Below are 26,979 nucleotides of genomic sequence, written 5' to 3'. Positions count from 1 at the left end.
TCGTGTGTTGTCACCTGCATCGATGGGGCGTCGTAAAGCAGAGCAAAAAGTTCCCGGCGGAAAAAATAAAAATATCGCAGGGAACTGGCTGAACGTCTGCTGGCTAAAGCATCAAAAATGAATAGTGATAACGGGGGGAATCGAGGTGACTTTGCCGCCCAGAACAGCCATAATGGCCTCTGTGACGAGCGTAGTTTCTAACCAAGGTATGACAGCACCACGTGCTGCCTCACTGAACCGACCAAATATGGTCAGTGTGGGCACCATCGTGTTCCTGTCTCAGGAATTGATGTTCTTTGCCGGACTGTTCGCGATGTGGTTCACCTCGCGAGCAAACGGTCAAGAAGGCGACTGGGCGGAGCACACCGCCCATATCAACCTGCCCATGGGTTTCCTCATTACGGCAGTGCTGATTACTTCTTCTGTGACCTCTCAGTTCGGCGTGTTTGCCGCAGAAAGGGGTGACGTTTACAAGCTTCGACTCTGGTACACCGTGACGCTGGTACTGGGCGTTGTGTTCCTGTGCATCATGGCATTCGAGTGGACCGAGTTGATTCACGCAGGTGTGACTGTGCAGTCCAGCGTCTTCGGTTCGGTGTTCTACATCATCACCGGCTTCCACGCTGCGCACGTGACCGCGGGTCTGATTTCTTTTGCAATCATCCTGGCGCGCGTTGCTAAGTCCAAGTTCACGCCGGCGCAGGCGACCGCCGCAATGGCAGTGTCTTACTACTGGCACTTCGTTGACGTTGTGTGGATCGGCGTCTTCACCGTTATTTACTTGGTCCAGTAGATCTGGCCACTATCCCCAAACAGTCCTCCCGTGTTCGAGTTATCTAAAGGAAAATGATGGATAACAATTCGCAGTCCGTGGCAGTGGAGCAGACCACTGCGGCGGCTAAGAAGACCCGCCGTCGCCGCAAGGCGAAGCGCACCATCGCCGGTGGCTTCGCTTTGGCGGTTGGCCTGTCCGGTGCGGGCGTCTTGGCTTCTGCCTTGACCCCAGACGCACAGGTCGCCACGGCGGAAAAAGATGACCAAGCCCTCGTTCAGGAGGGCAAGGACATCTATGACACCGCTTGTATCACTTGCCACGGTGCCAATCTGCAGGGCATCGAAGGCCGCGGTCCGTCCCTCGTTGGCATCGGCGCTGGTTCCGTGTACTTCCAGGTGCACTCTGGCCGTATGCCAATGATGTCTAACGATGCGCAGGCAGAGCGCAAGGCTCCGCGTTACACCGAGCAGCAGACTCTGGCATTGGCTGCATACGTAGCAGCCAATGGTGGCGGCGCAGACATCGTTTACAACGATGACGGAAGCGTTGCCCAGGAATCCCTGCGTGGTGCTAACTACAATGGCGAAATCCAAGCAGAAGACGTAGCGAAGGGCTCTGAGCTCTTCCGCATGAACTGTGCATCTTGCCACAACTTCACCGGCCAGGGTGGCGCGCTGTCCTCCGGTAAGTTCGCTCCTGAGCTTGCCCCGGCAAGCGAGCAGGAGATTTACCAGGCCATGTTGACCGGCCCGCAGAACATGCCTAAGTTCTCCGACCGCCAGCTGACTGCAGACGAGAAAAAGGACATCATTGCCTACCTCAAGTCTGCGAAGGAAACTCCTTCCCCAGCAGGTTGGGACCTTGGTAGCCTCGGCCCCGTAGCGGAAGGCCTGGCAATGTGGATTATCGGCATTAGCGCCCTGTGCGCCGCCGCTATGTGGATTGGATCGCGCTCATGAGCAATGTAAAGAAGAATTACACTAATGCTGAGCTCGATAAGATGAGCAACGATGAACTCGCTGCTCTAGGTACCGAGCTCGATGATGTCACCGTCGCGTTCCGCAAGGAGCGCTTCCCGGTTGAAGGCGACCCGGCTGAAAAGCGTGCGGGCCGCAACGTCGCCATCTGGCTTTTCCTGTCGGTCATCGGCGGGCTGGGATTCCTCGGCGTTTACCTGTTCTGGCCGTGGCAGTACAAGCAGCTAGGGGAGGAGGGCCACATTTGGCACACCCTCTACACTCCTTTGCTGGGTATTACCGCCGCACTAGCAATTTGTGCGTTGGGTATCGCCATTGTTCAGTACGTTAAGAAGATCCTCCCAGAGGAGATTTCCGTACAGCGTCGCCATGACGGTCCTTCCGAAGAGGTTGACCGTCGTACCTTGACCGCGTTGCTGAATGATTCTTGGAAGACTTCCACCCTTGGTCGCCGTAAGACCGTTCAGGGGCTGTTGGGCGGAGCCGGCGTTCTGTTCGGCCTGACTGTGATTGCACCGCTGGGCGGCGCAATCAAGAACCCATGGAAGGTTCGCCACAACCTGAACTACGCCGGTGACGGAACTCTGTGGACCTCCGGCTGGACCCTTCATAATGAAGGTGTCAAGCTTTACCTGGCCCGCGACACCGGTACCATCGCTGAGAAGCACTCCGGTGAAACCGGCGAGCACTACAGCACCAAGGGCGTTACCCGCCTGGTTCGCGTGCGTCCGGAGGATCTGGCAGCAGGCGGTATGGAGACCGTCTTCCCGCTGGCAGAAGAAGACGTCAACGATGGCGATAAGTACGATGCCGAGCGCGATGTCTACGAGCACCACATGCACTCAATTCACGGCAACCGCAACGCCGTGATGTTGATCCGACTGCGTCACAACGATGCGCAGAAGGCCATCGAGCGCGAAGGTCAAGAAGACTTCCACCACGGCGACTACTACGCCTACTCCAAGATCTGTACTCACATCGGTTGCCCGACCTCTCTCTATGAGGCTCAGACCAACCGAATCCTGTGTCCATGCCACCAGTCGCAGTTCGACGCTTTGCACTACGGCAAGCCGGTCTTCGGTCCTGCAGCCCGTGCACTGCCACAGCTGCCTATCACGGTGGACGACGAGGGCTACCTCGTTGCACAGGGCAACTTCATTGAGCCTGTCGGCCCGGCATTCTGGGAGCGTAAGTCATAATGAGCAATAAACTCGCCCAAATGGGCAACAATATGGATGAGCGTTATAGCGCCGCCGGTGTGCTGAGGACTCAGCTGAACAAGGTCTTCCCGACCCACTGGTCCTTCATGCTCGGTGAGATGGCGCTGTACAGCTTCATCATTCTTGTACTGACCGGTATCTACTTGGCGTTGTTCTTCGACCCTTCCATTACGAAGGTCATTTACGACGGCACCTACGCACCGTTGAACGGTGTGGAAATGTCTCGCGCCTACGCCACTGCGCTGGACATCTCTTTTGAGGTTCGTGGCGGTCTGTTTGTGCGCCAGATGCACCACTGGGCAGCCCTGCTGTTCATGATGTCCATGGTGGCTCACATGCTCCGCATCTTCTTCACCGGCGCATTCCGCCGTCCACGTGAAGCAAACTGGATCATCGGCTGCGCACTCATCCTGCTGGGCATGATCGAGGGCTTCCTCGGTTACTCCCTGCCGGATGACCTGCTTTCCGGTGTTGGTCTGCGAATCATGTCCGCCATCATCCTCGGCCTGCCTATTATCGGCACTTGGCTGCACTGGGCAATCTTCAGCGGTGACTTCCCGTCTGACCTGATGCTGGACCGTTTCTACATCCTGCACGTTCTGGTCATTCCGGGCATCATCCTCGGTCTGATTGCTGCCCACCTGATTATGGTTTGGTTCCAGAAGCACACCCAGTTCCCGGGACCGGGCCGTGCCGAGAACAACGTCGTTGGTGTCCGCATTATGCCGGTCTTTGCTACCAAGGCAATTGGCATGGGCATGATGGTCGCCGGCGTACTCGCTCTGATGTCTGGTCTGCTGACCATCAACGCCATCTGGACGCTTGGACCATACAACCCGTCCCAGGTTTCCGCCGGTTCTCAGCCGGATATCTACATGCTGTGGACTGATGGTGTTGCCCGTGTCATGCCAGCTTGGGAGCTCTACATTGGCAACTACACCATTCCTTCCGCGTTCTGGGTTGCTCTGCTGTGTGGTCTGATGGTCGTACTGCTTATGGCATACCCATTCTTGGAGAAGAAGTTCACCGGTGACGATGCACACCACAACCTATTGCAGCGTCCGCGCGATGTTCCTACCCGTTCCGCTATCGGCGCAGCTGCCATCGTATTCTTCTTGCTGGTCACGCTGTCCGGTGGTAACGACCACGTAGCGCACTTCTTCCAGATTTCGCTCAACGCGATGACCTGGGTTGGTCGTATCGGCTTGATCATCTTGCCTCCGATTGCATACTTCATGACCTACCGCATCTGCGTTGGTCTGCAGCGCTCTGACCGTGAGGTTCTGGAGCACGGTATCGAGACCGGCGTTATCAAGCAGATGCCGAATGGTGCCTTCATTGAGGTTCACCAGCCGCTCGGCCCGGTTGATGCCGATGGTCACCCAGTTCCCCTCGAGTACGCAGGTGCTCAGGTTCCAAAGCAGCTCAACCAGCTCGGCTTGGCGGATTCCGAGACTCAGGGCACCTTTAGCCCTGACGATGAGGCGCTCATGCACCGCGTCCATGAAATCCACTCGGATAACCACGATGAGGAAGCGGAGATGTTCCGTCGCCTCAACGAGGCTAACCGCCGCGAGGACGAGGAAAACGGCCGCATCTAAGACCTTGTCCTGAGGATTACTCGAAACACGCTCATAGACCCACCCTGCTCCTGCTGAAGGAGCAAGGGTGGGTTTTGCGTTTTGCTGGGCCAATACTTCTCTAGGTGCTGTTGTTATTGAGGTGTAATGCCGAAGCGCAGAAAGAGTACTGGAATGGAGCCCCTGCGCGGTGAGCGGCCTTGGAGCATGGAGGAGCAATGTTTAGACGATAAACGCGTGAGAAGTCCATGGAGTTCCTCGGCAGGCGTTCATAGCCAGGCTTGTTGTTTTCGTTTGGCGTTGTCCCTACGGGCAGTCAGGCTTCGATGCTGCTTCTTGTAGGGGCTTTCTCAAGTTCCTTGTAGTTACGCCCTATTTTCTAGTCTCGCGGTGACCTTCACTATGGGTTTCGGTTAAAGATCTGTACGCGGCGAGAGGCCGATACTGCCCGGCTATGTAGGGAGGCGCGACTGCCGTGAAGGAGCTACCTTGCGGTGGAGTAGAAGGGGCCAATTTAAGGCTGAATAGGGCCACCAAAGGCGCTAGTGGCTAAAGTCACAAATTAGGACTCACTTAATTGTTGAGTGTCTGCTTTGCGAACGTGCTGCTTTGAGGAGGTGTGGTCTGAGCTTTGACATTTTTGCAGCTAGTGGGTTTATAGGTTCTGCTAGCGGTGAACTTATTTCCTTCTATGGGCGATAAGTCTCGTCTAGGTCAAGGGAAGGTAACGAACCGATAACAAAGCGAAATTGGGTAGAGCGAATGGACATCGGTTGTAATGATTTCGTAACCTATTTGAGACATTGAGTTACCGCCCGAAAAGGTGCTCAATCTAAACAGAAGAATTACAGCGCCGCATCTGGCTCCTCCTACTGAGGGGCCGAGTGGAGGAATTCCTAAAGGAACGGATTTCCAACGAACGCTAGTCCCCCAGGGTCAGAGCTTCTCTTAGTAGAGAAGTAGGCGCGCAGGAAGATTTGGAGTTTTTCTCATGGCACAGCACCGTCGTCAGGGCATTAAGAACACCCGTCGAATCGCATCTACCGCAGCATTGGCTGCCACCGCAGCTGTCGTTGCGCCAGGCGTAGCACAGGCGGCAGAGGTCGTCGTACCTAATACTGACTACCGCTTCGAGGTAGCAGGTCTGGAAACCGTCCCGAACATTGACCAGGTCCCGAACATTGACCGCTACGTTCCGTCTTTGGGCCAGGTTTCTGACCAGCAGAACACCACCTATGCACCCGCCGGCCACAAGCAGGCAGCTCCGGCACAGCAGACCGTGGGTCAGAAGGCGCTGGCAGCAGCTCGCTCCGTTATCGGCTCCCCGTACGTTTACGGCGCTGCAGGCCCGAACGCCTTCGATTGCTCCGGCCTGACCAGCTGGGCATACGCTCAGGCTGGCAAGCCGATTCCGCGTACCTCTCAGGCACAGGCCTCCGCTGGTACTCCGGTACCGCTGGATCAGCTGCAGCCGGGTGACATCATCGCTTACTACGGTGGTGCATCCCACGTCGGCATCTACACCGGCCACGGCACCATCATTGACGCTTTGAACTCCGGTGTTCCGGTTCAGGAGCGCGACATGAACTACATGCCGATTCACTCCGCTGTCCGCTTCTAATAGGCAGCGGATAGAGCCCTCCCTTCCGTGGGAGGGCTTTGTTGTGCATTAGGGGGTAAAACCCGCTATAATTGATGCGATTTTTAAATTCCTCTTAGTCTAAGGGTCCTTACGTGTCTAAACGAGTACTTCCCGTAGCTGCAATCGTGGCAGCTCTTGCTGTGTCGTCGGTTTCTGGGATTTCGCAGGTAGTTGCGCAGGAAGCGGCGCCGCAACAGCAAAACGCCACGGAAGATATGGACGCGTTGGTGGAACGCGTTGGCGAGGTTGCGCGCAAGGTTTCCGCCAAGAATGAAGAAGTAAAAGAGCTAGAAATCAAGCTCGAGGAGAAGCAGGCGGAAGTCTCTGATTCCGAAACCGCAGCCGCTGAGGCACAAACTCGGGCGGATGAGGCGAAGGGGGACGTTACCGCGCAGCAGAGCCGCGTCGATGACCTCGCTCAGTCGCGCTACCGCGGTGATTCTCGCTCCGCTGTATCGGGAGCGCTGGCTGCAGAAAATCCTTCCGATGCAGTTGAGCGCATGGGTTACCTCGGCGCGCTTTCTCGGCAGGCGCAGCGCACCCTTGATGCAAAGGCGAGCGCCGCTTCAACGGCGGAGGGAGAAAGGCACAAGGCTGCTGAAGCCGCTACTAAGGTACGCGAGGAAAAGAAGGCGCTAGAAGAGCAGCGCGAGAAGCTCCTCAAGGAAAAGGAGGAGCTGGAAAAGCAGCAAGAGGACATCGAGAAGCAGGTAGACGCCCTCGATGAGCAACAGCGTCAGGCCTGGGAAGGGCAGTTCGGCGGTACCGATAAGCCTGATATGGATTTGGGCGAGGTTGCTGATGGTGCCGCTTCCGCTGCTCTGTCGAAGCTGGGTGCACCTTATGGCTGGGGCGCTGCAGGCCCAGATCAATTTGATTGCTCTGGGCTGATGTTCTGGGCGTATCAGCAGATTGGCAAGTGGATTCCACGTACGTCGCAGGCTCAGATTGCTGGCGGCACCTCGGTACCGCTAGAGGACCTGCAGCCGGGCGATATTGTGGGTTATTACCCTGGTGTCACTCACGTGGGTATGTACATCGGTAATGGGCAGGTGGTCCATGCCTCTACCTATGGCGTGCCTGTTCAGGTGGTGCCGTTGAAGTCCATGCCGATTACCGGAACGGCGCGGTACTAAGTGGCCCGCGTTCTGCTGGTAACCAATGATTTCCCGCCCAAGATCGGCGGGATTCAGTCTTACCTCCGGGATTTTTTAGCAACCTTAGATCCGCGCGGCGTCGTGGTATTTGCCTCGACTCAGGAGTCGCCGGCGGAATTCGATGCCGCGGTGGACTACAAGGTTATCCGTTGGCCTCGCCGAGTGATGCTGCCGACGCCGGCCACGGTGCGCCGCATGCAGGAGATTATCCGCGCCGAGGGCATTGACATCGTGTGGTTCGGTGCAGCTGCGCCCCTTGCCTTGATGGGCAAGGCCGCTAAAGAGGCAGGAGCCACCCGTGTGGTTGCTACAACCCACGGACACGAGGTGGGGTGGTCGATGCTGCCCGTCGCCAGGCAGTGCCTGCGCCGCATTGGTGATCACGCCGACGTCATTACTTATATCTCTGAATACACCCTGCGTCGGTTGCGCCGAGCATTTGGGCCGAATCCGCGGTGGGAGCATTTGCCTTCCGGCGTGAGTGTAGAAGGACTTTTCCCGGCCACACCGGAGCAACGTGCAGCTGCAAAGGCTGAGTTCGGTGTCAGCGGGCCGACTATCGTGTGCATATCGCGGTTCGTACCCCGCAAAGGCCAGGATCAGCTCCTACGCGCCATGCCCTTAGTACGTGGAGAATTCCCCGATACGCAGCTACTTCTTATCGGGCGCGGGCGCTATCGCCGGGCCTTAGAGGAACTGGCGGATATCTACTGCCCGGATGCAGTGATTCAAGAAGCAGAGAGCATTGAGACTGCCTTGCACGCGGCGGATATCTTTGCCATGCCGGCGCGCACTCGCGGCGGCGGTCTGGATGTTGAGGGCCTAGGCATTGTCTACTTGGAGGCCCAAGCGTGCGGCCTGCCGGTTATTGCCGGAAACTCCGGCGGAGCACCGGAGACAATGACGGAGGATACCGGAGTCGTCGTCAATGGCTCATCGGTGCAGGAACTGGCAGAGGCAGTAAAGGCTCTTTTGGCTGATCCGCAGCGTAGGCTCAGCATGGGGCAAGCGGGGCGTCGCCATGTAGAAGCTCATTGGACCTGGCGGATTATGGGCCAGCGATTGCGTCGGCTGATGTCCTGATGTGACCCTAACCAGGTTGTCGGTATATTCTGTTATGCATGCTTAAGAACAACTCCGCCGATCTCACTATCGGCTTTGACGTCGGTGGCACCAACGTGCGCGGTGGAGTGATCACTCGGGAAGGGGAAATTCTCGCGAGCCGTACCGTTCCCACTTCTATGGACGTCGAGCAACTGGAAGCGGACATAGTGGGTATCGTCGAGGAACTGCGCGCTGAATATACAGTGGATGCGGTTGGCCTCGCATTGGCGGGATTTCTGGATCCTTCGTGCGAAGTAGTGCGCTTTGCCCCGCATCTTCCATGGCGGAAAGCCCACGTGCAGGAGTCGCTTTCGCGCAAGCTAGACATGCACGTGCGCTTGGAGCATGATGCAAATTCTGCTGCGTGGGGAGAATGGCGCTTTGGTGCTGGTCGTGGCGCGGAAGATTGGGTCTTTTTTGCAGTGGGAACCGGAATCGGCGCCACGCTGATGACGCATGACACCATTTACCGCGGTGCGTTCGGCACCGCACCAGAGTTTGGGCATATCGTGGTGTCTCCTAATGGGCGGCAGTGCTCGTGTGGCAAGCGTGGCTGTTTGGAGCGTTATGCCTCCGGGACTGCCTTGCCGGATACCTGCGCCGATCTGCGTGAACATTATGAGACTTCGTTGCCGGCGGAGCCTACAGGTAAAGAAATTACCCAGGCAGCGCGTAGGGGAGACCCGCTTGCTGTAGCGGTGATGGAAGACTTCAGCCGGTGGCTAGGTCAAGGCCTGTCCATTGTGGCCGATGTCCTCGATCCAGAGCTCATAGTGCTTGGCGGCGGCGTATCTCAAGACGCGGACTTGTACCTCGAAGGGGCCACCAAAGCCATGGGGCAAGATATTGTCGGGGCAGGGCATCGCCCCCTCGCACGTGTTGCCACCGCGGAATTGGGGTCTGCAGCGGGTATGATTGGCGTAGCCGATTTGGCCCGTAGCGGCCGTTAGAACGAACAAAGGACGACCTGGCGATGAAAAACAAGTGGTACTGGGCTTTTAAGTACATATTCTTCGGACCTGTCCTGCGCGTATGGAATCGCCCGTGGACCGAGGGAATTGAAAACATCCCAGCGGAAGGGCCCGCGATTTTGGTCTCGAATCACCAAGCTGTGATGGATTCTTTCTTCTTTCCTTTGGTATGCCCTCGCCAGATTACCTTTCCAGCTAAGTCGGAATATTTCACCACCCCTGGGTTCGTCGGTAGCTTGCAGAAGTGGTTTTTTACTTCGGTAGGCCAAGTCCCCATCGAGCGCGATAGTGAAGACGCTGGCGATGCCATTGTGCAAACCGCAGAAAGCATCTTGTCCCGCGGGGACCTTTTCGGTATTTACCCGGAAGGCACCCGTTCTCCGGATGGTCGCGTTTATAAGGGCCGCACCGGCATGGCGCGCATTGCGATGGAGACTAACCAACCGGTTTTCCCCATTGCGATGATCAACACGCGCAAAGCTAATCCCATTGGCTCGTGGATTCCTCGCCCCTTCAAGGTCGGCGTGCGGGTGGGCGACGCCATCTGGCCGCATGAGTGGGCCAAAGAGCGCGGTATGAATCCAAAAGAGCATGAGACGATCCGTGCCTTTACTGATTTTGTGATGCGCAATTTGGCCGAGATGAGCGATAAGCCTTATGTTGATGTGTACGCCTCCGATGTGAAGGCTTCACTCAAAGCTGGCCATGGTTACCCCGCCGGCGCAGAATACAAGGGGAGGTAATCACTATTCCCAAGGCCCGCTTAGCCTGGCCAGATACCGCTAAAGGCGTATCCATTATCGGCGTCGTGCTGCTGCACGTCACGCTGGTAGTTCCAGAAGGTGAGCTAACGTGGTTGGCTGCCCTAAACGTATGGCTGGACCCGCTCCGCCTACCCTTGTTCTTTCTCGTATCCGGCTATTTCTCTACCAAGATTTTTCGCTATTCTTTTAGCGAGCTATTTACTCGACGCCTGTGGTTTTTCCTCGTTCCCTATACGGTGTGGATGACCGTTGAACTATGGACCAAGCGCATCGAATATCACTGGGTTTTCGGTGATCCCTATCTCCAGGTTACTGAGCTACTGTATAACCTGCTTTTGGGGCACACGATGGCTTGGTTTATTCACTCGCTCATTTTGTTCAATATATTTTTGTGGGCCGTGCGCAAGCTGCCAGCGTGGGCGGGCATAGGACTAAGTTTTGCACCGCTGCTTTTTATAGCCTGGCAGGACCACTATTTTTTCATCGGCAAGGCAATTATGTTCTTGCCCATTTTCGTGGGGGCGGCCTATTTGCGTGGACCAATTACGCGGTTTGCCGACGCCGCCGAAGCACCCTTCAAGGGCAACTTCCACACAGGATCGCTATGGGTATATTGTGCGGCCATCATTAGCTACATCACGGGACTGTCCCTCCGCCAAACCTGGAATGCTATCGAAGGTGACGTAGCTGTGCAGTGGCCATTGCCAGGTGGGGACGTCCTCGGCCGGGGCGATTTAGATCTCTTGATTCGCTTTGCAGAGCAAACGCTCGAAACCCCAGCGGGCATCGTCGGTGCGGTCATCATCAGCCATATTCCGGCGCTTTCCACCTTCGTAAAATTTGTCGGCCGGCACACGTTGCCCATTTACTTGGCCCACCCCATCGGCATGACGGTGGGATTCGGGTTCTTCATGGCCCACCGTGACTACGCGGTGAGCCTGGCCGGCGCGTGGCCCATGGAAAATACCTGGTTCTGGATTGGCGCCTGCTTTTTCTACTCGGCAGCGGCCTCGGTGGCACTTTGGGCGCTGGGCAAGGTACCTATCCTTGGGTGGACGCTGGTTCCACCGCGGATTGATAAGCGCCGGCCCGTCGTAGAGCCAATGGTAGCGAACAAAGAACCAGCAGGGCAGTAACGATGGCGTAATCATTGCCCACGATGTGCTGCCACCAGGCCCAGCTTAGCTCTTGGTCATTGGCATGAGGCACGAGCCAGTGCCCGCGAGCCAGAAGCGCCAGCCACGTTAGTGCGGCAAGCCCCCAGTGGCGACGGGCCACCAGAAGCACTCCCGCCAAAACGAGCCAGGTAAAGTGGTGCGACCACGACACCGGCGAGCACAGCAGCGAAACTGATGCGGCCAGAAGCATGAGCACCGCTTGGTTCTCCTGTGAGAGACGCTCCATGGTAAACCAGACGAGGGCAATGACGAGGAGAACAGCTACGAGCCATAGCTTTTCGGCGTGTTCTGGGGCTAGGCGGCTGAAGAATCCGCGCAGAGATTGGTTGGAGCTATAGGCAAGGCCGCCAATGCGGTTGGAATCGCGCAACGTATCGCTCCAGTACTGGATGGAACTATGCGGATTGCAAGCAAAGGCAAGGAGACCCGCGGCTAGGAAGGCGCCTAGCGCGCTGAAAAATGCGCGCCATTCCCTGCGGACAAAGAACACGGCGAGGAATACTGCGGGGGTGAGCTTGATAGCCATTGCAATACCGGTCAGCACGCCGCGGCCACGGCTGGGGCTAAGCCAGAGGATATCCACCACCACTAGTGCGGTCAGCAAGATATTGACCTGCCCGAAGCTAAAGGTCTCCGTGATCGGCTCAGTAAGCATTGCGGCCAAAAGCGCCCAACCTGCCCAGCCAGGGCAGCGCAAAGCACGCAGAACGAGGGCTACGCAGCCCCAAAGCGCAGCAAAGGAAGCGATAGATATGAGGATGCTTGCGGCGGTGAGGGGAATCCAGCTCAATGGGACAAAAAGCAGCGCCGCAAACGGCGGGTAGGTAAAGGGGAGAGAGACATCGCGATTGCTGCCGACTAGGTAATCTTTGGCATATAAATCGCTGCCAAAGCCGGCACCGCCTTCGCGGTAAACGTCGAGGTCAATGTGGTAGTAGGTGGAGAAATGGCCGGAGAAAAGCTCCGGAATATCAATCAGCCACCAAAGGGCCACGAGGGCAGATAGGCACAAGGGAAATGCAGTAAACCACACAGACTTCTTCACGCCAGAAGTGTACAACTGTCTCTTTAAGGGGCCAATTTACCGCCCCGGATAAGGCGACGCTAGGCTTGGGAGACGTGCGCTACTTCTATGACACCGAATTTATCGAAGATGGACAGACCATTGAATTGGTCTCCATCGGCATCGTCGGTGAGAATGGCAGCGAGTACTACGCTGTGTCTACGGATTTTGATCCGGCAAAGGCCAATTCTTGGGTAAAAGACAATGTATTAGCCAAGTTGCCCAGCCCCCGGGATCCAGTGTGGAAACCTTTGGAGACCATCCGCACGGAGGTCTTTGAATTCCTGACCCAAAGTTCCACTCCGATAGAGCTGTGGGCGTGGGTGGGAGCCTACGATCACGTGGTATTGGCGCAGTTGTGGGGAGATATGGCCGGGCTGCCTAGGCGGATGCCGCGCTATACCCGCGAGCTCAAGCAGTACTGGGAGTTTGCAGGACGACCAAGCTTGCCCGCCGTGCCAAAGGGCAATCATGATGCGCTTGTCGACGCCCGCCATAACCTTGCCAAGTTCCGTGTCTGCGCCCAGGTGCTTCCGCTCTCTAAGGGCAATAGAATCAATATCTAGAATTTAACTAACGCGCTATAGGTCCTTAATGGTTAAATAGCAGTGTGAGTTGGACAGTAGATATTCCGCAAGGCGTTCTCCCGGACCTTCCACCATTGCCTGAGGGCATCGAGGAAGTCTTCCAAGACGTCATCAAGCGTGATGCAAAGCAGCAGCCAAGCTGGGATCCCTCCCAGGCCAATAACGTGCGCAAAATTCTCGAATCCGTGCCTCCTATCGTGGTTGCGCCCGAGATTGAAGCGCTCAAGAAGAAGCTGGCAGACGTTGCCCTAGGCAAGGCTTTTTTGCTGCAAGGCGGCGACTGTGCAGAAACGTTTGAGTCAAATACCGAGCCGCATATCCGCGGCAATGTGAAAACGCTGCTGCAGATGGCCGTGGTGTTGACCTATGGTGCCTCGGTTCCCGTGGTGAAACTGGGCCGCATCGCCGGCCAGTACGCCAAGCCGCGTTCCTCTGATACGGATTCTAACGGTCTGTTGAACTACCGCGGTGACATTGTCAATGGCGTGGAGCCAAGCGAGGAGGCGCGCCGTCACGACCCCGCCCGCATGATCCGCGCCTACGCAAACTCTTCGGCGGCAATGAACCTGGTACGTTCGCTAACCTCGTCTGGAACTGCGGATCTCTACCGCCTGCATGAGTGGAACCGTGAGTTCGTGCGTAAATCTCGCGCTGGTGCCCGCTACCAGGACCTAGCCCGTGAGATCGAAAACGGACTGAACTTTATGAATGCCTGCGGCGTGCACGATGACACCTTGCGCTCTGCCGATATCTACTGCTCGCACGAAGCATTGCTGAAGGACTACGAGCGCTCCATGCTGCGCTTGGGCTTGGATAATAACGGCGATACCAAGCTCTACGATCTTTCTGCGCACCAAGTATGGATTGGTGAGCGCACTCGAGGTATCGAGGATTTCCACGTGAATTTTGCGGCGATGATTGGCAACCCAGTGGGCATCAAGCTGGGGCCAGGGGTAACCCCAGAGCAGGCCGTGGAGTACGCAGAAAGGCTCGACCCGAACCGCGAACCTGGTCGCCTGACCATGATTTCGCGCATGGGCCACGATAAGGTCCGCAGCGTTCTACCTGCCATCGTGAAGGCAGTGGAAGACTCAGGCCACAAGGTGGTTTGGCAGTCCGATCCGATGCACGGCAATACCTTCACCGCATCCAACGGTTATAAGACTCGCCACTTTGACAAGATTGTGGACGAGGTTCAAGGATTCTTTGAGGTCCACCGTGAACTGGGCACCCATCCGGGTGGAGTGCACCTCGAGTTCACCGGTGAGGACGTCACTGAATGCCTGGGCGGTGCCGAGGACATCACCGACGTGGACCTGCCGGGCCGCTATGAGTCTGCCGTAGATCCGCGCTTGAATACACAGCAATCGCTAGAGCTGTCCTTCCTCATTGCGGAGATGCTGCGTAACTAAATCCACAGGTTCGGCGTCATGCCATAAAGCGAAGAACCGAACCACCACCCGCCGATCGCCACCGCGCCAACAGCAATCGCTACCACTAGTAGGAAAAGAACTAGTGAAAGCGGATTGCGGTTGGTCAGCGGACGCTCGGCGGGTTCTTCTTGTGCGCTGTGGACCGGTTGCTCAGGGACAGACGCCGGCACCGGTGGTGGCGCAGATGCAGCTGCCGGGGCAAACGGTTCGAGGGGGGACTCGGCCGTGGAATATGGCTGCGGTTGTGGCTGCGGCCCTGGAGCGGCCTCCGCCTGAGGCATATCCAGTTTTGTTTCAAAACTAAGGCGCTGCGGCGGGATGACTTCTGTCGGGCCACCGTCAAGATGCTCCGTTTCGTCCTGCGAGATGCTGCGAGTGGGCTCAAAGATCTCGGTGGCTCCTGTGCCAGAAAAATCCGTAGGAGCCTGTGCCGTGCGCGCTGCCGCAGCGTTCCTTGGCACGGGGATGGTCACGTCTGGGAGATCGAGCTCTCGGCAGACGTCATCGAGTGCCTCGAGAAACTCGCCGGCGTCGGAGAAGCGCTCACGGGGATCACGGGCGGTGGCGGTGGCCACGAGGGCGTCGACAAGCTTGGGCACACCAGAGATACGCGACGACGGCGCGGGGACGTCGGAATTTAAGCGGGCCGTGGCATGCGCCATGGGAGTATCGCCAGAGAAGGGAACGGTGCCGGTAAGCAGCTCGAAGAGGACGATACCGGCTGAATATACATCCGAGGCTGGGGTAATTTCCTCACCTGTTACTTGCTCTGGCGCAAGGTAGGACACGGTGCCCACAATCATGTTTGTCGTGGCTTCGGCATTGGTGGCGCGCACCAGCCCAAAATCGCCCACCTTTACTCGGTGGTGGGAGGTAATAAGCACATTATCGGGTTTGATGTCGCGGTGGATGAGCCCGGTGGAATGCACCTCCTCTAGGCCGCGGAGAACATTGCGCAGGGTAGAGGTGGCCGCCTGCACTGGGAAGGGGCCGCCTTCGGCCAGAAGCTCGCGCAGCGTACCGCCATCGATGAGTTCCATGATGAGGTAGATGGGCTCACCATCGGCCGAAAAATCGTGAATAGCCACGAGGTTGGGATGCTGCAAACGAGCCATGGCGCGGGCCTCGCGCGAAAAGCGCTTGATAAAGACTGGGTCATCGGAATAGCGCTCGTCCATGACCTTGGCCGCTACCGCTCGCCCAAGCCGCATGTCCACGCAACGATAGACGGTAGACATGCCACCGCGGGCAATGGGGCGATCGATGCGGTAACGGTTTTCCAGCACGTCACCAATTTCCAACCTAGTCATGCTTCCCAGTATGGCTGATCCTCTAGCCCGCGTTAAAGTAGAGAACGTGACTAATGCAGAAAAATCCCTAGATACCTTGCTCGCTAACGAAGAACTGCTCAGCATGCAGCAAGTAGCAGAAAAGCTAGACTTGCCCATTACGCGCGCCTATGACCTGCTGCAGGACCGAAAGTTCATCGCCTGGGATTCCCCAGAAGGAAAGCGGGTGCCGCTGGCCTTCTTCAATGATAAAGGTGTCATTGCCAAGCATGTGACCGCGGCGATTACCGTATTGACCGACGGCGGCTATAAGGACACCGAAATCTTCAAGCACCTCTTTACTGAGGATGATTCACTGCCGGGCCGCCCCATCGATGCCTTGCATGGTCACCTCGCCCGCGAGGTTATCCGGCGTGCTCAGGCTGCCGCTTTTTAGGCACGCCTTCAAATATCCACTGAATGGCAAACCATGCCACCACGATCATCCCGATGACCCAGAACCAGTTGTAGAGCTGGTGATTGCCATCGCCGGAGAAGGAGACGCCGATAAACAGGGCCACGCCGGAGGCGAATTTAATAAGCCATAATGGCGGCCGGAACGTGCCCATCAGGGTAAAGATGGAGGCGTAATACCACGGCAAGGTCACGGCATTGAAGACAAAGGCGACCTGGTAGGCGGCTGCGGTGCCCATGACAGCGTCACGGTCGTCCTTGCGGCATAGCCACCACACCGCCACCAGTCCGATGAGCATGCAGACCATTGCGATGCTGCGCAAGACAGCCAGGATGGCGTTATAGGAAGCATCCGGCATAAAGATTTGCACGGCGGGGAAGATTACATCAGTGGCTAGGGTTGGCCCCGCAAGCGGGTTGATCACCTTGGAATTGCCGCTTACCTGAGACAACCAGCCCCAAGACGTTCCCGAAATCCATGTGATGAGGGCTACCGCAGCGATGATTTCTACCAGCGCAGTTAGGCCAGAAAGCACAAAGACGAATAGCGACCGCCACTTGCTAGAGCCTTTGGGCGCGTAGTAGTGAAGCATCATCCATACAATGAAAGGTGCCGCAATGACGGCAGTGGCCTTCATCGCCACTGCCGTGCCTACGAGGAGGAGGGCGGCGTGGAAATGCCTGTTCAAAGCTGCTAGCAGCCCGATAGATACGAGACCCACCATGAGAGATTCATTGTGCATGCCGCCGATGAGGTGCAAGATAATGACTGGGTTTGCCACGCCGAGCCACAAAGCTACCGCCGGATCAGCGCCGAGTTTCGAAGCGATGCGGGGGATAGACCAAGCGATGGTGATAAAACCTAATAGGGAAAGAACCTTATACGCGGCGACACCTGCGGTGACGTTGTCACCCACCAAGCCGGTGACCAATTCACCTATCCATAAATGAAGGGGGCCATAGGGCGTGGTGGTATTGCGCCAGTCCTGGGAAACCTCAAGAAGGAAGGGGCCTGGATTGACAGCAGCACCTTCGGCATAAGGATCGAAGCCGTCGCGGACCATTGCGCCCTGCATGAGATAGGAATACACATCGCGCGAAGCCAGGGGACCGGCAAATACAAGGGGAGTGACCCAGGCAAAGAGGATGCGCTGGATATCGCGTAAGCCGCCCTTGGGGCGAGGGTTAGTAAGCTGCGGGCGAATAATGGTGCGCCCAGCGAGTACCCAAGCCGCAGCTAAGAGGAAAATGCCCACCCAGTACAGCGCAAGACCGAGATTGCGCCCGTGACCATAAGACAAGAAGCCAATATTTAGCGCCTCAAGGAGCCCGCCGCGGTTCCGGGTAGCGCCGCCGGAGAATGAGGCAAACAGCAAAATACAGGATGCCGATAATCCCAGTGGTAGCGCGCGCGGAATGGGAAAGGAGTACGTCTTTGACACGGCAAAAACCTACTTGTGGCGAGCCGTGGCCTTGATTGCCAACTGCTCTAGGGTTTCGGTTACCGCGGGATCTACTCGTGCGGCGCGCAGGTGCTGCAAACCGGATTGCGTCAGTGATGCGATGCGGCGCTCAATCTCTTCCGGTGCGCCCGAATCAGCGATAATCTGCGCTAAGCGCGATAGCTCCTGGGGATCTGAGGTGTGACCGATGAGCTTGCGTAGGGTGGCCGCAGCCTGCGGGTCGGATTCATCCGCGCGACGAAGCGCTAGCGCCAAAAGCTCGGTGCGTTTTCCTTCGCGCAGATCATCACCGGCAGGTTTGCCGGTTACGGCGGGATCGCCAAAGACACCCAATTGATCGTCGCGCAACTGGTAGGCAATGCCGATATCTTGCCCGTAGCCGCGGAAGGCTGCGATAAGTTCTTCGCTAGCACCGGCAATCGAGGCGCCCAAGTGCAATGGGCGTTCAATGGTATAGGCGGCCGTTTTATAGCGGTTGACGGAATTGGCAAGCTCTACGGATTCGGAACCGGCCGCCTCCAAAGAGATATCTAAAAGTTGTCCGCCAATGACTTCAGTTCGCATGCCGCGCCACGGGCTGCGAGCTCGGTGTAAAGCTGCCGCACTAAGACCGGAGTCCTGGAACATGTCCTCCGCATACACCAGCGCTAGATCGCCGACCAAGATTGCTACGGACGTGCCAAAAAATTCTGGGTCCCCCAAGTATCCCGACTCGCGGTGCAGCTTTTCGACGCCTCGGTGCACCGTAGGATTGCCGCGCCGGGTATTTGAAGCATCGATAATGTCATCATGGATGAGCGCACATGCCTGGATAAATTCCAGGGAAGCGGCCGCACGGAGCATGGCCTCCGGGTCTTCTTCTCCGCGACCAGCAGCGAGGTATCCTGCCCAGGCATAGGTGGGGCGCACCCGCTTGCCGCCGTCAAGCACGAAGGATTCCAAAAAGCTCACGGCCTTAGTTACAGGGGCACCAGTTGCGGCCACCTGCTCTCGGCGTTGATCAAGAAAGGCAGCGAGTTCTTCGCGTACCGCACCGGGAATGTCCGCCAGCTCAGGAATATTTTGCATAGTCACATCCCACACGATACCGCCTAGAGCACTTAAGAAATAACAGAGGTTTACAGCGGCAGCCTAGCGCCCAAGATGGCAAAAGGGCGGGCATCGGCGGGGTAGAGGTGATTGCGGAGGACATCGAAAAAACCGGCGGACCTATAGAGGCGGAAGGCACCGTTGTCCTCGTTTGGTACTTCAGGCGTGGACAATAGGGCATAACGCGCCGGGGCATTCCATAACAATCCCTCTAAGAGCTTTTTACCCAGGCCGTGTCCCTGGTATTGCGGCAATACGTGGATCTCCGCCAATTCGTAGTAGTTGCGTACGATGTCCCACTGCTCTTCAGTGGGACCGCCTTGCAAACGTAGCCCGCGACGAAGCTCAGCGTCCCACCAGCTATCCGGAGAACCTAGAAACCCATAGGACACCCCAACGATGCCGTCGTCCTGGGTGGCTATCTGCGCGCTGAATCCAGGGCGCGTCAAGTCACGTCGCCAGCTGGAGATGCGGCTGTGCACGATGGCGGGGTTGTAGTTCATTGCCTCGATATGGATTTCAACCAATTGAGGGGCCAGTAAGGAAAACTCCGGCGGGGTTAGGCGGCGAATTTCAAAGCTCACAGTATCTATGACACCAGAAGTCTGGCCCAGAGGCGGACAGTGGGGCGAACTCTGTCTTTCGGACGCGGTGTTAAAAAGTCGAACAATCGGCCTTATAGAACCTTGTGCGCAGGGTATACCCTTGTCTAATTCGAACAGGTGCACTATTCTTAAGGGTGAAATGTCCGGCGGCTTCCTTAGGGTCAATGGGCAAAACCAACGACGTTATTTATTTAGTTAAGGACAAAGGCAATGGCACAGATTATTTCGGCAACGCGTACCCGTTCTTATGGCCGGGCGGGCGGCAAGCGAGCGCGGTTCCTCTTTCAGGCTCGAGAATTATTGGATGCCGCACGCGGTTATGCGGCTGAAGGGCGGTTCGATCAAGCTTTAGAGGTGGCGTACCAATCGGCCCTTCGCACCGCGGGGGCGCGGGTAGCTGTATCGGCGGTGGCTCGACGTCGCCGCCTCCCCTCTAGCGCATGGGACCGGCTAGCGCTCGTAGGTGTGGAGGAAAAGCGGTGGGCTGAATCTTTTAAGGGCTATTCGCGTACCCGCGCTCGCGTAGCGTCGGGCTTGGATGAAGTCCCGGGCGGGGATTTTGTCTACGGTCTTATGCAGCGTGCTGCACAGTTCTTGGATGAAAGTGAGTTAGAGACTTCTTTTGGCTCTTTTGCTGCGTAGTCACTGCGTGGGGGCGCTCACTACCTTTTAGGGAACATACTGATTATTCTGGGCGTTAGTATAAGTAGAACTATTGCCGCCCGAAGCCCAAACCCTAGTTGGAGGAACAGTGTCTCTTTCTGAACAGGAGCAGCGTACGCTCCGTGAAATTGAGGAATCGTTACTTGCTGATGATCCTAAGTTTGGCGCTTCCGTTTCTGAGCCTGCGTCGTTCGGTGGCTCTGGCGGCGCGGTAACCCTGCGTGGCGTAGCACTCGTTGTTGTCGGTCTATGCATGCTCATTGGCGGTGTTGCCCTCGCACAACAGAGCCTGTGGTTTATTGCGCTTTCCATTGCGGGCTTTTTAGTGATGTTTGCCGCTGGTGTGTGGATGCTGCGCGGTGATGGCTCCGGCTATTCGGTGGAGAAGCGTGATTCTGGTGTCCGTGCAAAGAAGTCTGCCGCCCGTAGGGGTGGAGTCAGCGATAAGCTGGAGGAAAACTTCCGCCGCCGTTTTGAGGGGCGTTAGCGCTTTTCATTTTCAAGCTCACCCCGGTCGACCCAGTAAAGGTTGACCGGGGATTTTTGTATCCAACCAAAATTCCCCACTTTGCCCCACCGGAGAAGCGTTCGGTGGGCTGTTGTGGGGTAGCTTTCCCGTTAGTCCAGTCAAAACGCCTTGATAACACAGGATATGGGGGAGGTGAGGGAATCGGGGCGCATTATATTGGTGTTGCGGGTGGTGCGTAAGGGGTGGCTGTAGTGGGCTGTCAAGGTCTTTTAGGGGATTTCTTCCCACTGAAGAAACCGCTATCTAGCTGCGGGAAATTGTGGACTAACTGAAAGACACGCGGCAATAAGTGGGTTAGGTGGGGGAAAGTGGGGTAGAGTGGGGCGCAGCGGAGGAAAGAGGGGCTTCAACGTCTCGATTCTGAAGTGAGAGAATCCGGAGTTTTCGAGTAAGGAAGGTGGATGCCGGGATGTTTCTCGGAACCTACACTCCGAAGCTCGATGACAAAGGACGTCTTACGCTTCCGGCAAAGTTTCGCGATGAACTCGCGGGTGGCCTTATGGTCACCAAGGGGCAGGACCACTCGTTGGCCGTGTACCCACGGGAGGAGTTTGCGGCACGAGCACGGAAGGCAGCGGCGGTTTCTCGAACCAACCCAGAAGCACGCGCTTTCATTCGCAACTTGGCAGCAAGTGCGGACGAACAGCGACCGGACGGGCATGGTCGAATCACGTTGTCCGCGGGGCATCGGGAGTACGCGAACCTGTCCAAGGAATGCGTTGTGGTTGGCTCTGTGGACTTTCTCGAAATTTGGGACGCGGCCGCGTGGGCCGAGTACCAGTCGCAAACTGAAGATGCTTATTCGGCCGCAGATGCCGATGACGTACTGGCGGGCTTGCTCTAAGCCTGCACAAGAGTGCGTGTAAGGACTCTGTCCGAGGCGGATGATTCTGGTGTACTTCCCCGATACCAGAAACCTGCCTCGGACAGGGCCCTATACGCACTCGCATGCTTTCCACCACTGGAAGTCCGGGATTCGAAGAAAGGGGGTTGCGGGGAGACATGGCTATTGAAAACCTAAATTATGACGTGGCTGATAATCACGGCCATGTGCCTGTCATGCGCGAGCGCATGGCCGATCTCCTGCGCCCCCAAGTAGAAACGGCGGGGGATAATGCCGTGCTTGTTGACGCCACCTTGGGCGCCGGCGGCCACACCCGCTATTTTCTAGAAGCTTTCCCCAATGTCCGAGTGATTGGCGTAGACCGCGATCAGCAGGCGCTGCGCAACGCAACCGAACGTCTAGCTCCTTATGGCGATCGCTTCATTGGCGTCAACGCTCGCTTTGATGAGTTGGGCAGTGCCATTGCGGAAGGCGAGGGCTATAACTTTGATCTGGCCCGCAGCGTTGGCCTTGCCGGAGCCCTCTTTGACCTTGGCGTTTCTTCGATGCAGCTCGACCAGGCGGACCGCGGATTCGCGTACAAGACGGATGCACCGCTGGATATGCGTATGGATCCCTCGCAGGGGATTACTGCGGCGGATGTGCTCAACACCTATTCGCACGGTGATTTGGCTCGGATCCTCAAGACCTATGGCGATGAGCGTTTTGCCGGGAAAATTGCCTCGGCTGTACTGAAGGAGCGCGATAAGGAGCCTTTTACTAACTCCGCGCGCTTAGTTGAGCTGCTTTACGACGCCATTCCGGCCGCGACCCGGCGTACAGGGGGACACCCCGCGAAGCGCACCTTTCAAGCCTTGCGCGTCGAGGTCAACCGCGAGTTGGAGGCTATCGAAAATGTGCTGCCGGTTATTACCCAAGCACTATCGGTAGGCGGCCGTGCCGTATTTATGAGTTACCAGTCCTTGGAAGACCGCATCGTGAAGGCGGCCTTTAAAGAATTGACCACGTCCACAACTCCGGCCGGACTGCCAATGGACCTTCCTGGCACCGCGCCGAAGTTCACAATCGTGACGCGAGGCGCGGAAAAGGCCTCCGAAGAGGAGATTGCAGAAAATTCCCGGGCCGCGTCGGTGCGTGTTCGTGCCATCGAAAGGCTCGAGGGAATGCCAGAATTTCTACCGCCGGGAGGCAGGCCATGAGCACAATCCCACGTCGAAACCACCTAAAGACTGACAGCCGCGACAGAGAGGCCACTCGCACCATGGGCGCCAGCCGAGACTTCACCACCGGAATCGATACCGGAGCCCCGACGGCGCTGCGTGAGCGTCCCAGCACGAAGCGTGCCCCGAGCCGCACCCGGGTGCCGCACCGCAGCCGCAGCACAAACCGCCTGGGATCGAAGCAGGTTGTTAGCTTCCGCGGCCGGCAGCTGCAGCCGCAGACTAAGAAGAGCGGGTTGTTTGCCCGCCTGTCTGTCATCGCGCTTACGCTTCTCATCGTCGGCGTAGCTGTGGCAATGTGGCTGTCCGGTTTGTCTACCAAGCAAACCTTTGCCATCCAACAGCTCACCGTTCAGGATTCCCAACTGGATAACCAGATTGAAACCCTCAACCGTGATGCAGAAAATCTCAGCTCTTCTGCAGACATCGCGCGCCGTGCGGATGAAATGGGCATGGCCATTCCTAAGCAGCCAGGTATTGCGGAAGTCGGCGGCGATGGAAAGATCGTCGATAAGCGCGAAGGCACCCCGGATACGGAAAAGCTTATTGACGTAAACGGAGAACCTATCCGCCCCAGCCAAGCTTCCAGCGACCCGAAGGATACTGAAGGCCTCTCGGATTCCTTAAACGCCGTGCCGCAAGGCCAACAGCGCACCACCCGCGGCGGTGATGACAGGAATACCGGCGCCGCGCAGGATAACGCGCGCCCCAACCTTCCCGCACGTGCGCCGTACGCCAGCCGCGCCGAGTAGCCGGAGAAGCTAGGAAAGAATATTCGGTGAAAATGATGATGCTCGCGCGTGGTGGCGCGGGCATTCTGACTTTTGTAGGGCACAATCAATACACGCAAGAAATTGTGGCGGAAATAGGGAAGGTGACATTGGACTGTGACTACGCCAAGTAGGGCTAGGCGCCGCCCGCGCCGCACCACCAGCTCCGCGGTGCCGCAAAAGAAGCTGATGCGCAAGCGTCTGCGCATTATCGTCTCCGTGGTGCTCGTGGCTATGGTTGTCCTTGTCGGCCGACTAGCCTGGGTGCAGCTCGTATGGGGTCCGGACCTTTCCGCCAAGGCCGTAACTCAGCGCGAGCGCGTCTATATTGAGCCGGCCCGTAGGGGAGAGATTTTAGACCGCGACGGCCAGCGCTTGGCTTATACGATGAAGTCTCGGTCCTTGACCGTCTCACCTACTCGTCTGCGCGATGAGCTAAAAGACAAGGCCGAAATCGAGGCCCAGAATGACGGCTCGACTGAGGGTATGGACGATAAGAAGCTCGATAGCTTCCTCAACCAGAAAATGGAGGAGACCCTCAAAGACATGGCGGAGGGAATCCCGAAGATGATTGAGGATTCGGGAGCTTCGACCTCCAAGGTGGAAAAGGAAGACATTCTTAATAAGCTCAAGGCCGATACCCAATACGAGGTATTGGTGCGCAATGTCGATCCGGATGTAGCCGTAGAGATTTCCAATAAGTACCACGGAGTGGCAGCGGACCGGCAAGACATTCGCCAGTACCCCAATGGCGCTATTGGGGAGAATGTCGTGGGCAAGGTATCCATGGATGGCCATGGCCAATTTGGCTTCGAGGCCGCGCGCGATACGGAACTAACCGGCATTGACGGCCAGTCAACCGAGGACGTATCCGCGGATGGCCAGGTTATCCCCGGCACGCTCCGTGATGTCGTTGATACCGTTGATGGCCGCGATGTCACCCTCACCCTCGATTTGGACCTGCAGACTTATGTGCAGCAAAAGCTGGAGAAGGCCAAGGCCAACTCCAAGGCTTCTGGCGCGGAGGCTGTGGTCCTTGATGCTGCGACCGGCCAAGTTCTCGCCATGGCCAATACCGATACCGTAGATCCCAACAAGAATATTGAGGATCAGCTCGATGAGGGCAAAGACTTTGAAAACCACAGCGTCTCGCACCCTTATGAGCCAGGCTCTGTAGCCAAGGTGGTTACCGCTGCTGCCGCATTGCAAGAGGGAGTGACCACCCCGGACGAGGTGCACCAGGTTCCGGGATCCATCGATATGGCGGGTGTGACCGTTAACGATGCGTGGCAGCACGGCACCGAGCCCTATACAACGACCGGCATCTTTGGTAAATCCTCCAATGTGGGCACCTTGATGCTTGCCGATAAATTGGGCCAAGAAAAGTACGCGAAGTACTTGGAAAAGTTTGGTTTGGGTAATACCACCGGCGTAGAACTACCGAATGAATCTGCCGGTAGCGTGCCGGACCTGGAGCAATGGTCCGGCGGCACCTTCGCCAACCTGCCCATTGGTCAGGGCCAGTCCTGGACCACCTTGCAGATGGCGAGCGTGTACCAAACATTGGCAAATGGCGGCGAGCGCATCGAGCCGCGCATCATTGACTCTGTGAAGGGGCCAGACGGCAAGGAAGAAAAGCTGGAGGAGCCAAAAAAGACCCAGGTGATAAGCCCTGAAACCGCCAAGACAACGGTGGATATGTTCCGGGCCGTCTTCCAAGACGATGACGCTGGCCTGCAAAATGGCACGGCCGGTAATGCGCAACTCAAGGGTTATCAGCTCTCCGGCAAGACTGGTACAGCTCAAAAGGTCGATCCGAATACCGGGGCCTATTCGAACTCCGCCTATTGGATCACCTTTGCCGGTATCGCACCGGCCGATGATCCGCGCTTCGTCGTTGCCGTCATGTTGGATGAACCCAAATCCGGTGTGGAGGACAATGGAGGCGGCGGCCAATCGGCAGCGCCGATTTTCCGAGACATCGCCTCCTGGCTGCTCAACCGTGACAATATTCCGACTTCGAAACCAGCACCGCGGCTGACCCTGCGGGCACAATAGGAGCTTAGTATGACCGTTTCATTGGATACTCTCGCCCAGCTTTCTGGCGGGCGCGTCATTGGTGATGCCTCCGTGGAGGTCTCCGCGTGCGGGCTGGATTCTTCCCGTCTGCCTGAGGGCGCGCTCTTTGCCGCCCTGCCGGGTACCCGTGCACACGGCGCGCAGTTCGCCCGCGATACTAAGGCTGCGGCTGTGCTTACCGACGCCGCCGGACTCGACCTGCTCAGCCGGGCCCAAGAGACCCGCCCCATTGTGGTGGTGGACGATATTCGTGCCGTGCTCGGTCCGATTTCCGCTGAAATTTATGGCCACCCCACCCGGGAACTGACGGTCATTGGCGTCACCGGTACCTCCGGCAAGACCACCACGAGCTACCTGCTTGAAGCTGGCCTGCTCCATGCTGGGCATTCCGTGGGGCTTATCGGTACCACCGGTACTCGTATTAACCGCACCCCGGTTCCTACCTCGCTTACTACTCCCGAGGCACCTACCTTGCAAGAGCTATTCGCGCGCATGAAAAGCGAGGGCGTCACCCACGTGGTGATGGAGGTATCTTCGCATGCACTGGAGTTGGGGCGTGTTCGCGGAACCCGGTTTGCCGTGGGCGGGTTTACGAATTTAAGCCAGGATCACCTTGATTTTCACCCCACCATGGAGGACTACTTTGAAGCTAAGGCCAAGCTCTTTGCTGGGGAACAGGCGGCCGAGCAGGCTGTAATCTGCCTCGATGATGAGTGGGGCGGGCGCATGCGCGGCGTCGCCGAGAGCGCTGGCCACCCCGTAACCACGGTGGCCACTCAGGGGGCTGCGGCCACGATTTCTGCGCACCAAACCGCCACCGAGGCTACCGGCGCCCAAGAGGTCGCCTTGAACTATGACGGTGCCGATTTCTCCTTCCGGTTGCCACTGCCTGGCGAGTTCAATATCGCCAATGCCTGCTTGGCGCTGGGCATGGCCGTAGCGGTAGGAGAGGAGCCGGCGGAGTTCCTCTCGGGCGTGGAAAAGGTCGCTGTTCCCGGTCGTATGGAGCGTATTGACCGGGGCCAAGACTTTGTGGCCGTGGTGGACTATGCCCATAAGCCGGCAGCTATCGCCGCGGTGCTTGATACTCTGCGCGGCCAACTAGAAGGAACCAAGGGGCGCGTCGGCATCGTCGTCGGTGCCGGCGGAGACCGTGATAGCTCAAAACGCCCCATCATGGGCGCTGCCGCGGCCACCCGCGCTGACCTCACTGTGGTCACCGATGACAACCCACGCTCTGAGGACCCTGCCACTATTCGTGCTGCGGTGGTGGACGGTGCACGCGAAGCCGCGCCCCAGGGCGATATTCGTGAGGTAGGTTCTCGTGCCCGTGCCATCGATGAAGTCGTTGACTGGGCCGAGCCAGGCGATGCCGTCATCGTCGTCGGCAAGGGCCACGAGGTGGGCCAGCTTATTAACGGGAAAACCTTGCACTTTGATGACCGCGAAGAAATGGCACGCGCCATCGAGGAGAAACTGGCCGGAACCCTACAGCGCGATACCCTTAGGGATGCGAAGGAGTAG

Annotated in this window: 25 protein-coding genes; 20 read left to right on the top strand and 5 right to left on the bottom strand. The window is 57.5% G+C overall.

Features of this window, described 5'->3' with window-relative positions; genetic code table 11:
* Positions 1 to 181 precede the first annotated feature (181 nt).
* The 10 genes from ctaE to ACP8J1_RS07940 all read left to right on the top strand — a co-directional run bounded on the left by ctaE (position 182) and on the right by ACP8J1_RS07940 (position 11,326).
* A complete protein-coding gene (gene ctaE / locus ACP8J1_RS07985) occupies positions 182 to 793 on the top strand; it encodes an aa3-type cytochrome oxidase subunit III (protein ID WP_432417960.1) in 612 nt (203 codons plus the stop codon).
* Between the two features lie 53 nt (positions 794 to 846).
* Positions 847 to 1,734 (top strand): cytochrome bc1 complex diheme cytochrome c subunit, encoded by an 888-nt coding sequence (qcrC, locus tag ACP8J1_RS07980; RefSeq protein ID WP_034655431.1) that lies wholly within the window; start codon positions 847 to 849, stop codon positions 1,732 to 1,734.
* Positions 1,731 to 2,951 (top strand): cytochrome bc1 complex Rieske iron-sulfur subunit, encoded by a 1,221-nt coding sequence (gene qcrA / locus ACP8J1_RS07975; RefSeq protein ID WP_023021176.1) that lies wholly within the window; start codon positions 1,731 to 1,733, stop codon positions 2,949 to 2,951. The genes qcrC and qcrA overlap by 4 nt, the downstream gene beginning before the upstream one ends.
* On the top strand, positions 2,951 to 4,573 hold the full coding sequence (gene qcrB / locus ACP8J1_RS07970; RefSeq protein ID WP_023021177.1) for a cytochrome bc1 complex cytochrome b subunit: 1,623 nt from the start codon (positions 2,951 to 2,953) through the stop codon (positions 4,571 to 4,573). Before qcrA ends, qcrB begins: the two co-directional genes overlap by 1 nt.
* A gap of 970 nt (positions 4,574 to 5,543) precedes the next feature.
* Positions 5,544 to 6,173, top strand: coding sequence for a C40 family peptidase (locus ACP8J1_RS07965; RefSeq protein WP_023021178.1), 630 nt, complete (start codon positions 5,544 to 5,546; stop codon positions 6,171 to 6,173).
* Positions 6,174 to 6,286: 113 nt separating this feature from the next.
* On the top strand, positions 6,287 to 7,330 hold the full coding sequence (locus ACP8J1_RS07960; protein WP_302518080.1) for a C40 family peptidase: 1,044 nt from the start codon (positions 6,287 to 6,289) through the stop codon (positions 7,328 to 7,330).
* Positions 7,331 to 8,434: a glycosyltransferase family 4 protein gene (locus ACP8J1_RS07955; protein ID WP_023021180.1), complete on the top strand. Its 1,104-nt coding sequence runs from the start codon at positions 7,331 to 7,333 to the stop codon at positions 8,432 to 8,434.
* A gap of 38 nt (positions 8,435 to 8,472) precedes the next feature.
* Positions 8,473 to 9,405 carry an ROK family protein gene (locus ACP8J1_RS07950; protein ID WP_023021181.1) on the top strand — a complete coding sequence of 311 codons (933 nt, stop codon included), beginning with the start codon at positions 8,473 to 8,475 and terminating at the stop codon, positions 9,403 to 9,405.
* Positions 9,406 to 9,428: 23 nt separating this feature from the next.
* The gene (locus ACP8J1_RS07945) at positions 9,429 to 10,169 is read left to right on the top strand and encodes a lysophospholipid acyltransferase family protein (RefSeq protein ID WP_023021182.1); all 741 of its coding nucleotides are present in this window, start codon (positions 9,429 to 9,431) and stop codon (positions 10,167 to 10,169) included.
* 65 nt (positions 10,170 to 10,234) lie between these two features.
* Positions 10,235 to 11,326: a hypothetical protein gene (locus ACP8J1_RS07940; RefSeq protein ID WP_023021183.1), complete on the top strand. Its 1,092-nt coding sequence runs from the start codon at positions 10,235 to 10,237 to the stop codon at positions 11,324 to 11,326.
* Here ACP8J1_RS07940 and ACP8J1_RS07935 read toward each other — a convergent pair.
* Positions 11,232 to 12,413 carry a glycosyltransferase 87 family protein gene (locus ACP8J1_RS07935; protein WP_023021184.1) on the bottom strand — a complete coding sequence of 394 codons (1,182 nt, stop codon included), beginning with the start codon at positions 12,411 to 12,413 and terminating at the stop codon, positions 11,232 to 11,234. The genes ACP8J1_RS07940 and ACP8J1_RS07935 overlap by 95 nt on opposite strands.
* A gap of 74 nt (positions 12,414 to 12,487) precedes the next feature.
* Between ACP8J1_RS07935 and ACP8J1_RS07930 the strand changes: the two genes are divergently transcribed.
* Both ACP8J1_RS07930 and ACP8J1_RS07925 read left to right on the top strand, forming a co-directional pair.
* The gene (locus ACP8J1_RS07930) at positions 12,488 to 12,997 is read left to right on the top strand and encodes a polyadenylate-specific 3'-exoribonuclease AS (RefSeq protein ID WP_023021185.1); all 510 of its coding nucleotides are present in this window, start codon (positions 12,488 to 12,490) and stop codon (positions 12,995 to 12,997) included.
* A 44-nt stretch (positions 12,998 to 13,041) separates the two neighbouring features.
* Complete coding sequence (locus ACP8J1_RS07925) at positions 13,042 to 14,430, top strand: class II 3-deoxy-7-phosphoheptulonate synthase (RefSeq protein ID WP_023021186.1); 1,389 nt, start codon at positions 13,042 to 13,044, stop codon at positions 14,428 to 14,430.
* On the opposite strand, the gene ACP8J1_RS07920 is transcribed toward ACP8J1_RS07925, so the two are convergent.
* A complete protein-coding gene (locus ACP8J1_RS07920) occupies positions 14,427 to 15,761 on the bottom strand; it encodes a protein kinase domain-containing protein (protein ID WP_023021187.1) in 1,335 nt (444 codons plus the stop codon). The two genes, ACP8J1_RS07925 and ACP8J1_RS07920, sit on opposite strands and share 4 nt — an antisense overlap.
* 10 nt (positions 15,762 to 15,771) lie before the next feature.
* On the opposite strand from ACP8J1_RS07920, the gene ACP8J1_RS07915 reads away from it, so the two are divergent.
* Entirely contained in the window at positions 15,772 to 16,176 is a 405-nt protein-coding gene (locus ACP8J1_RS07915) for an Rv2175c family DNA-binding protein (protein ID WP_023021188.1), read from the top strand.
* Here the strand turns inward: ACP8J1_RS07915 and ACP8J1_RS07910 are convergent.
* From ACP8J1_RS07910 to ACP8J1_RS07900, 3 genes are read right to left on the bottom strand one after another with little or no spacing between them, the layout of a single operon-like run.
* Positions 16,145 to 17,635, bottom strand: a complete 1,491-nt coding sequence (locus tag ACP8J1_RS07910) for an alpha-(1->6)-mannopyranosyltransferase A (RefSeq protein WP_486696536.1) — start codon at positions 17,633 to 17,635, stop codon at positions 16,145 to 16,147. The two genes, ACP8J1_RS07915 and ACP8J1_RS07910, sit on opposite strands and share 32 nt — an antisense overlap.
* Positions 17,636 to 17,644: 9 nt before the next feature.
* Positions 17,645 to 18,724 (bottom strand): polyprenyl synthetase family protein, encoded by a 1,080-nt coding sequence (locus ACP8J1_RS07905; RefSeq protein ID WP_486697370.1) that lies wholly within the window; start codon positions 18,722 to 18,724, stop codon positions 17,645 to 17,647.
* Between the two features lie 50 nt (positions 18,725 to 18,774).
* Positions 18,775 to 19,329 (bottom strand): GNAT family N-acetyltransferase, encoded by a 555-nt coding sequence (locus ACP8J1_RS07900; RefSeq protein ID WP_023021191.1) that lies wholly within the window; start codon positions 19,327 to 19,329, stop codon positions 18,775 to 18,777.
* 231 nt (positions 19,330 to 19,560) lie between these two features.
* On the opposite strand from ACP8J1_RS07900, the gene ACP8J1_RS07895 reads away from it, so the two are divergent.
* From ACP8J1_RS07895 to ACP8J1_RS07865, 7 genes are all read left to right on the top strand, one after another.
* On the top strand, positions 19,561 to 19,992 hold the full coding sequence (locus tag ACP8J1_RS07895) for an SAV_6107 family HEPN domain-containing protein (RefSeq protein ID WP_023021192.1): 432 nt from the start codon (positions 19,561 to 19,563) through the stop codon (positions 19,990 to 19,992).
* Positions 19,993 to 20,101: 109 nt separating this feature from the next.
* Complete coding sequence (locus ACP8J1_RS07890; RefSeq protein WP_023021193.1) at positions 20,102 to 20,500, top strand: DUF3040 domain-containing protein; 399 nt, start codon at positions 20,102 to 20,104, stop codon at positions 20,498 to 20,500.
* A 451-nt stretch (positions 20,501 to 20,951) separates the two neighbouring features.
* A complete protein-coding gene (gene mraZ, locus ACP8J1_RS07885) occupies positions 20,952 to 21,386 on the top strand; it encodes a division/cell wall cluster transcriptional repressor MraZ (RefSeq protein WP_005324499.1) in 435 nt (144 codons plus the stop codon).
* 158 nt (positions 21,387 to 21,544) lie between these two features.
* Positions 21,545 to 22,585 carry a 16S rRNA (cytosine(1402)-N(4))-methyltransferase RsmH gene (gene rsmH, locus ACP8J1_RS07880; protein WP_023021194.1) on the top strand — a complete coding sequence of 347 codons (1,041 nt, stop codon included), beginning with the start codon at positions 21,545 to 21,547 and terminating at the stop codon, positions 22,583 to 22,585.
* A complete protein-coding gene (gene ftsL, locus ACP8J1_RS07875; protein WP_023021195.1) occupies positions 22,582 to 23,358 on the top strand; it encodes a cell division protein FtsL in 777 nt (258 codons plus the stop codon). Before rsmH ends, ftsL begins: the two co-directional genes overlap by 4 nt.
* A gap of 207 nt (positions 23,359 to 23,565) precedes the next feature.
* Positions 23,566 to 25,434 carry a peptidoglycan D,D-transpeptidase FtsI family protein gene (locus ACP8J1_RS07870; RefSeq protein ID WP_034655422.1) on the top strand — a complete coding sequence of 623 codons (1,869 nt, stop codon included), beginning with the start codon at positions 23,566 to 23,568 and terminating at the stop codon, positions 25,432 to 25,434.
* 9 nt (positions 25,435 to 25,443) lie between these two features.
* Positions 25,444 to 26,979 carry a UDP-N-acetylmuramoyl-L-alanyl-D-glutamate--2,6-diaminopimelate ligase gene (locus tag ACP8J1_RS07865; RefSeq protein ID WP_023021197.1) on the top strand — a complete coding sequence of 512 codons (1,536 nt, stop codon included), beginning with the start codon at positions 25,444 to 25,446 and terminating at the stop codon, positions 26,977 to 26,979.

This window comes from Corynebacterium sp. LaCa_205, from assembly GCF_057458085.1.
The sequence above is the reverse complement of the archived record's forward strand: the minus strand, read 5'-3'. Positions and strand labels throughout refer to the sequence as shown.

What these genes read in the sequence shown, in the direction of transcription:
- qcrC (WP_034655431.1), top strand. Translation starts at nt 847, where the DNA reads ATGATGGATAACAATTCGCAGTCCGTGGCAGTGGAGCAGACCACTGCG.
- qcrA (WP_023021176.1), top strand. Translation starts at nt 1,731, where the DNA reads ATGAGCAATGTAAAGAAGAATTACACTAATGCTGAGCTCGATAAGATG.
- qcrB (WP_023021177.1), top strand. Translation starts at nt 2,951, where the DNA reads ATGAGCAATAAACTCGCCCAAATGGGCAACAATATGGATGAGCGTTAT.
- ACP8J1_RS07965 (WP_023021178.1), top strand. Translation starts at nt 5,544, where the DNA reads ATGGCACAGCACCGTCGTCAGGGCATTAAGAACACCCGTCGAATCGCA.
- ACP8J1_RS07950 (WP_023021181.1), top strand. Translation starts at nt 8,473, where the DNA reads ATGCTTAAGAACAACTCCGCCGATCTCACTATCGGCTTTGACGTCGGT.
- ACP8J1_RS07945 (WP_023021182.1), top strand. Translation starts at nt 9,429, where the DNA reads ATGAAAAACAAGTGGTACTGGGCTTTTAAGTACATATTCTTCGGACCT.
- ACP8J1_RS07920 (WP_023021187.1), bottom strand. Translation starts at nt 15,761, where the DNA reads ATGACTAGGTTGGAAATTGGTGACGTGCTGGAAAACCGTTACCGCATC.
- ACP8J1_RS07915 (WP_023021188.1), top strand. Translation starts at nt 15,772, where the DNA reads ATGGCTGATCCTCTAGCCCGCGTTAAAGTAGAGAACGTGACTAATGCA.
- ACP8J1_RS07905 (WP_486697370.1), bottom strand. Translation starts at nt 18,724, where the DNA reads ATGCAAAATATTCCTGAGCTGGCGGACATTCCCGGTGCGGTACGCGAA.
- ACP8J1_RS07895 (WP_023021192.1), top strand. Translation starts at nt 19,561, where the DNA reads ATGGCACAGATTATTTCGGCAACGCGTACCCGTTCTTATGGCCGGGCG.
- mraZ (WP_005324499.1), top strand. Translation starts at nt 20,952, where the DNA reads ATGTTTCTCGGAACCTACACTCCGAAGCTCGATGACAAAGGACGTCTT.
- rsmH (WP_023021194.1), top strand. Translation starts at nt 21,545, where the DNA reads ATGGCTATTGAAAACCTAAATTATGACGTGGCTGATAATCACGGCCAT.
- ftsL (WP_023021195.1), top strand. Translation starts at nt 22,582, where the DNA reads ATGAGCACAATCCCACGTCGAAACCACCTAAAGACTGACAGCCGCGAC.
- ACP8J1_RS07870 (WP_034655422.1), top strand. Translation starts at nt 23,566, where the DNA reads ATGCGCAAGCGTCTGCGCATTATCGTCTCCGTGGTGCTCGTGGCTATG.
- ACP8J1_RS07865 (WP_023021197.1), top strand. Translation starts at nt 25,444, where the DNA reads ATGACCGTTTCATTGGATACTCTCGCCCAGCTTTCTGGCGGGCGCGTC.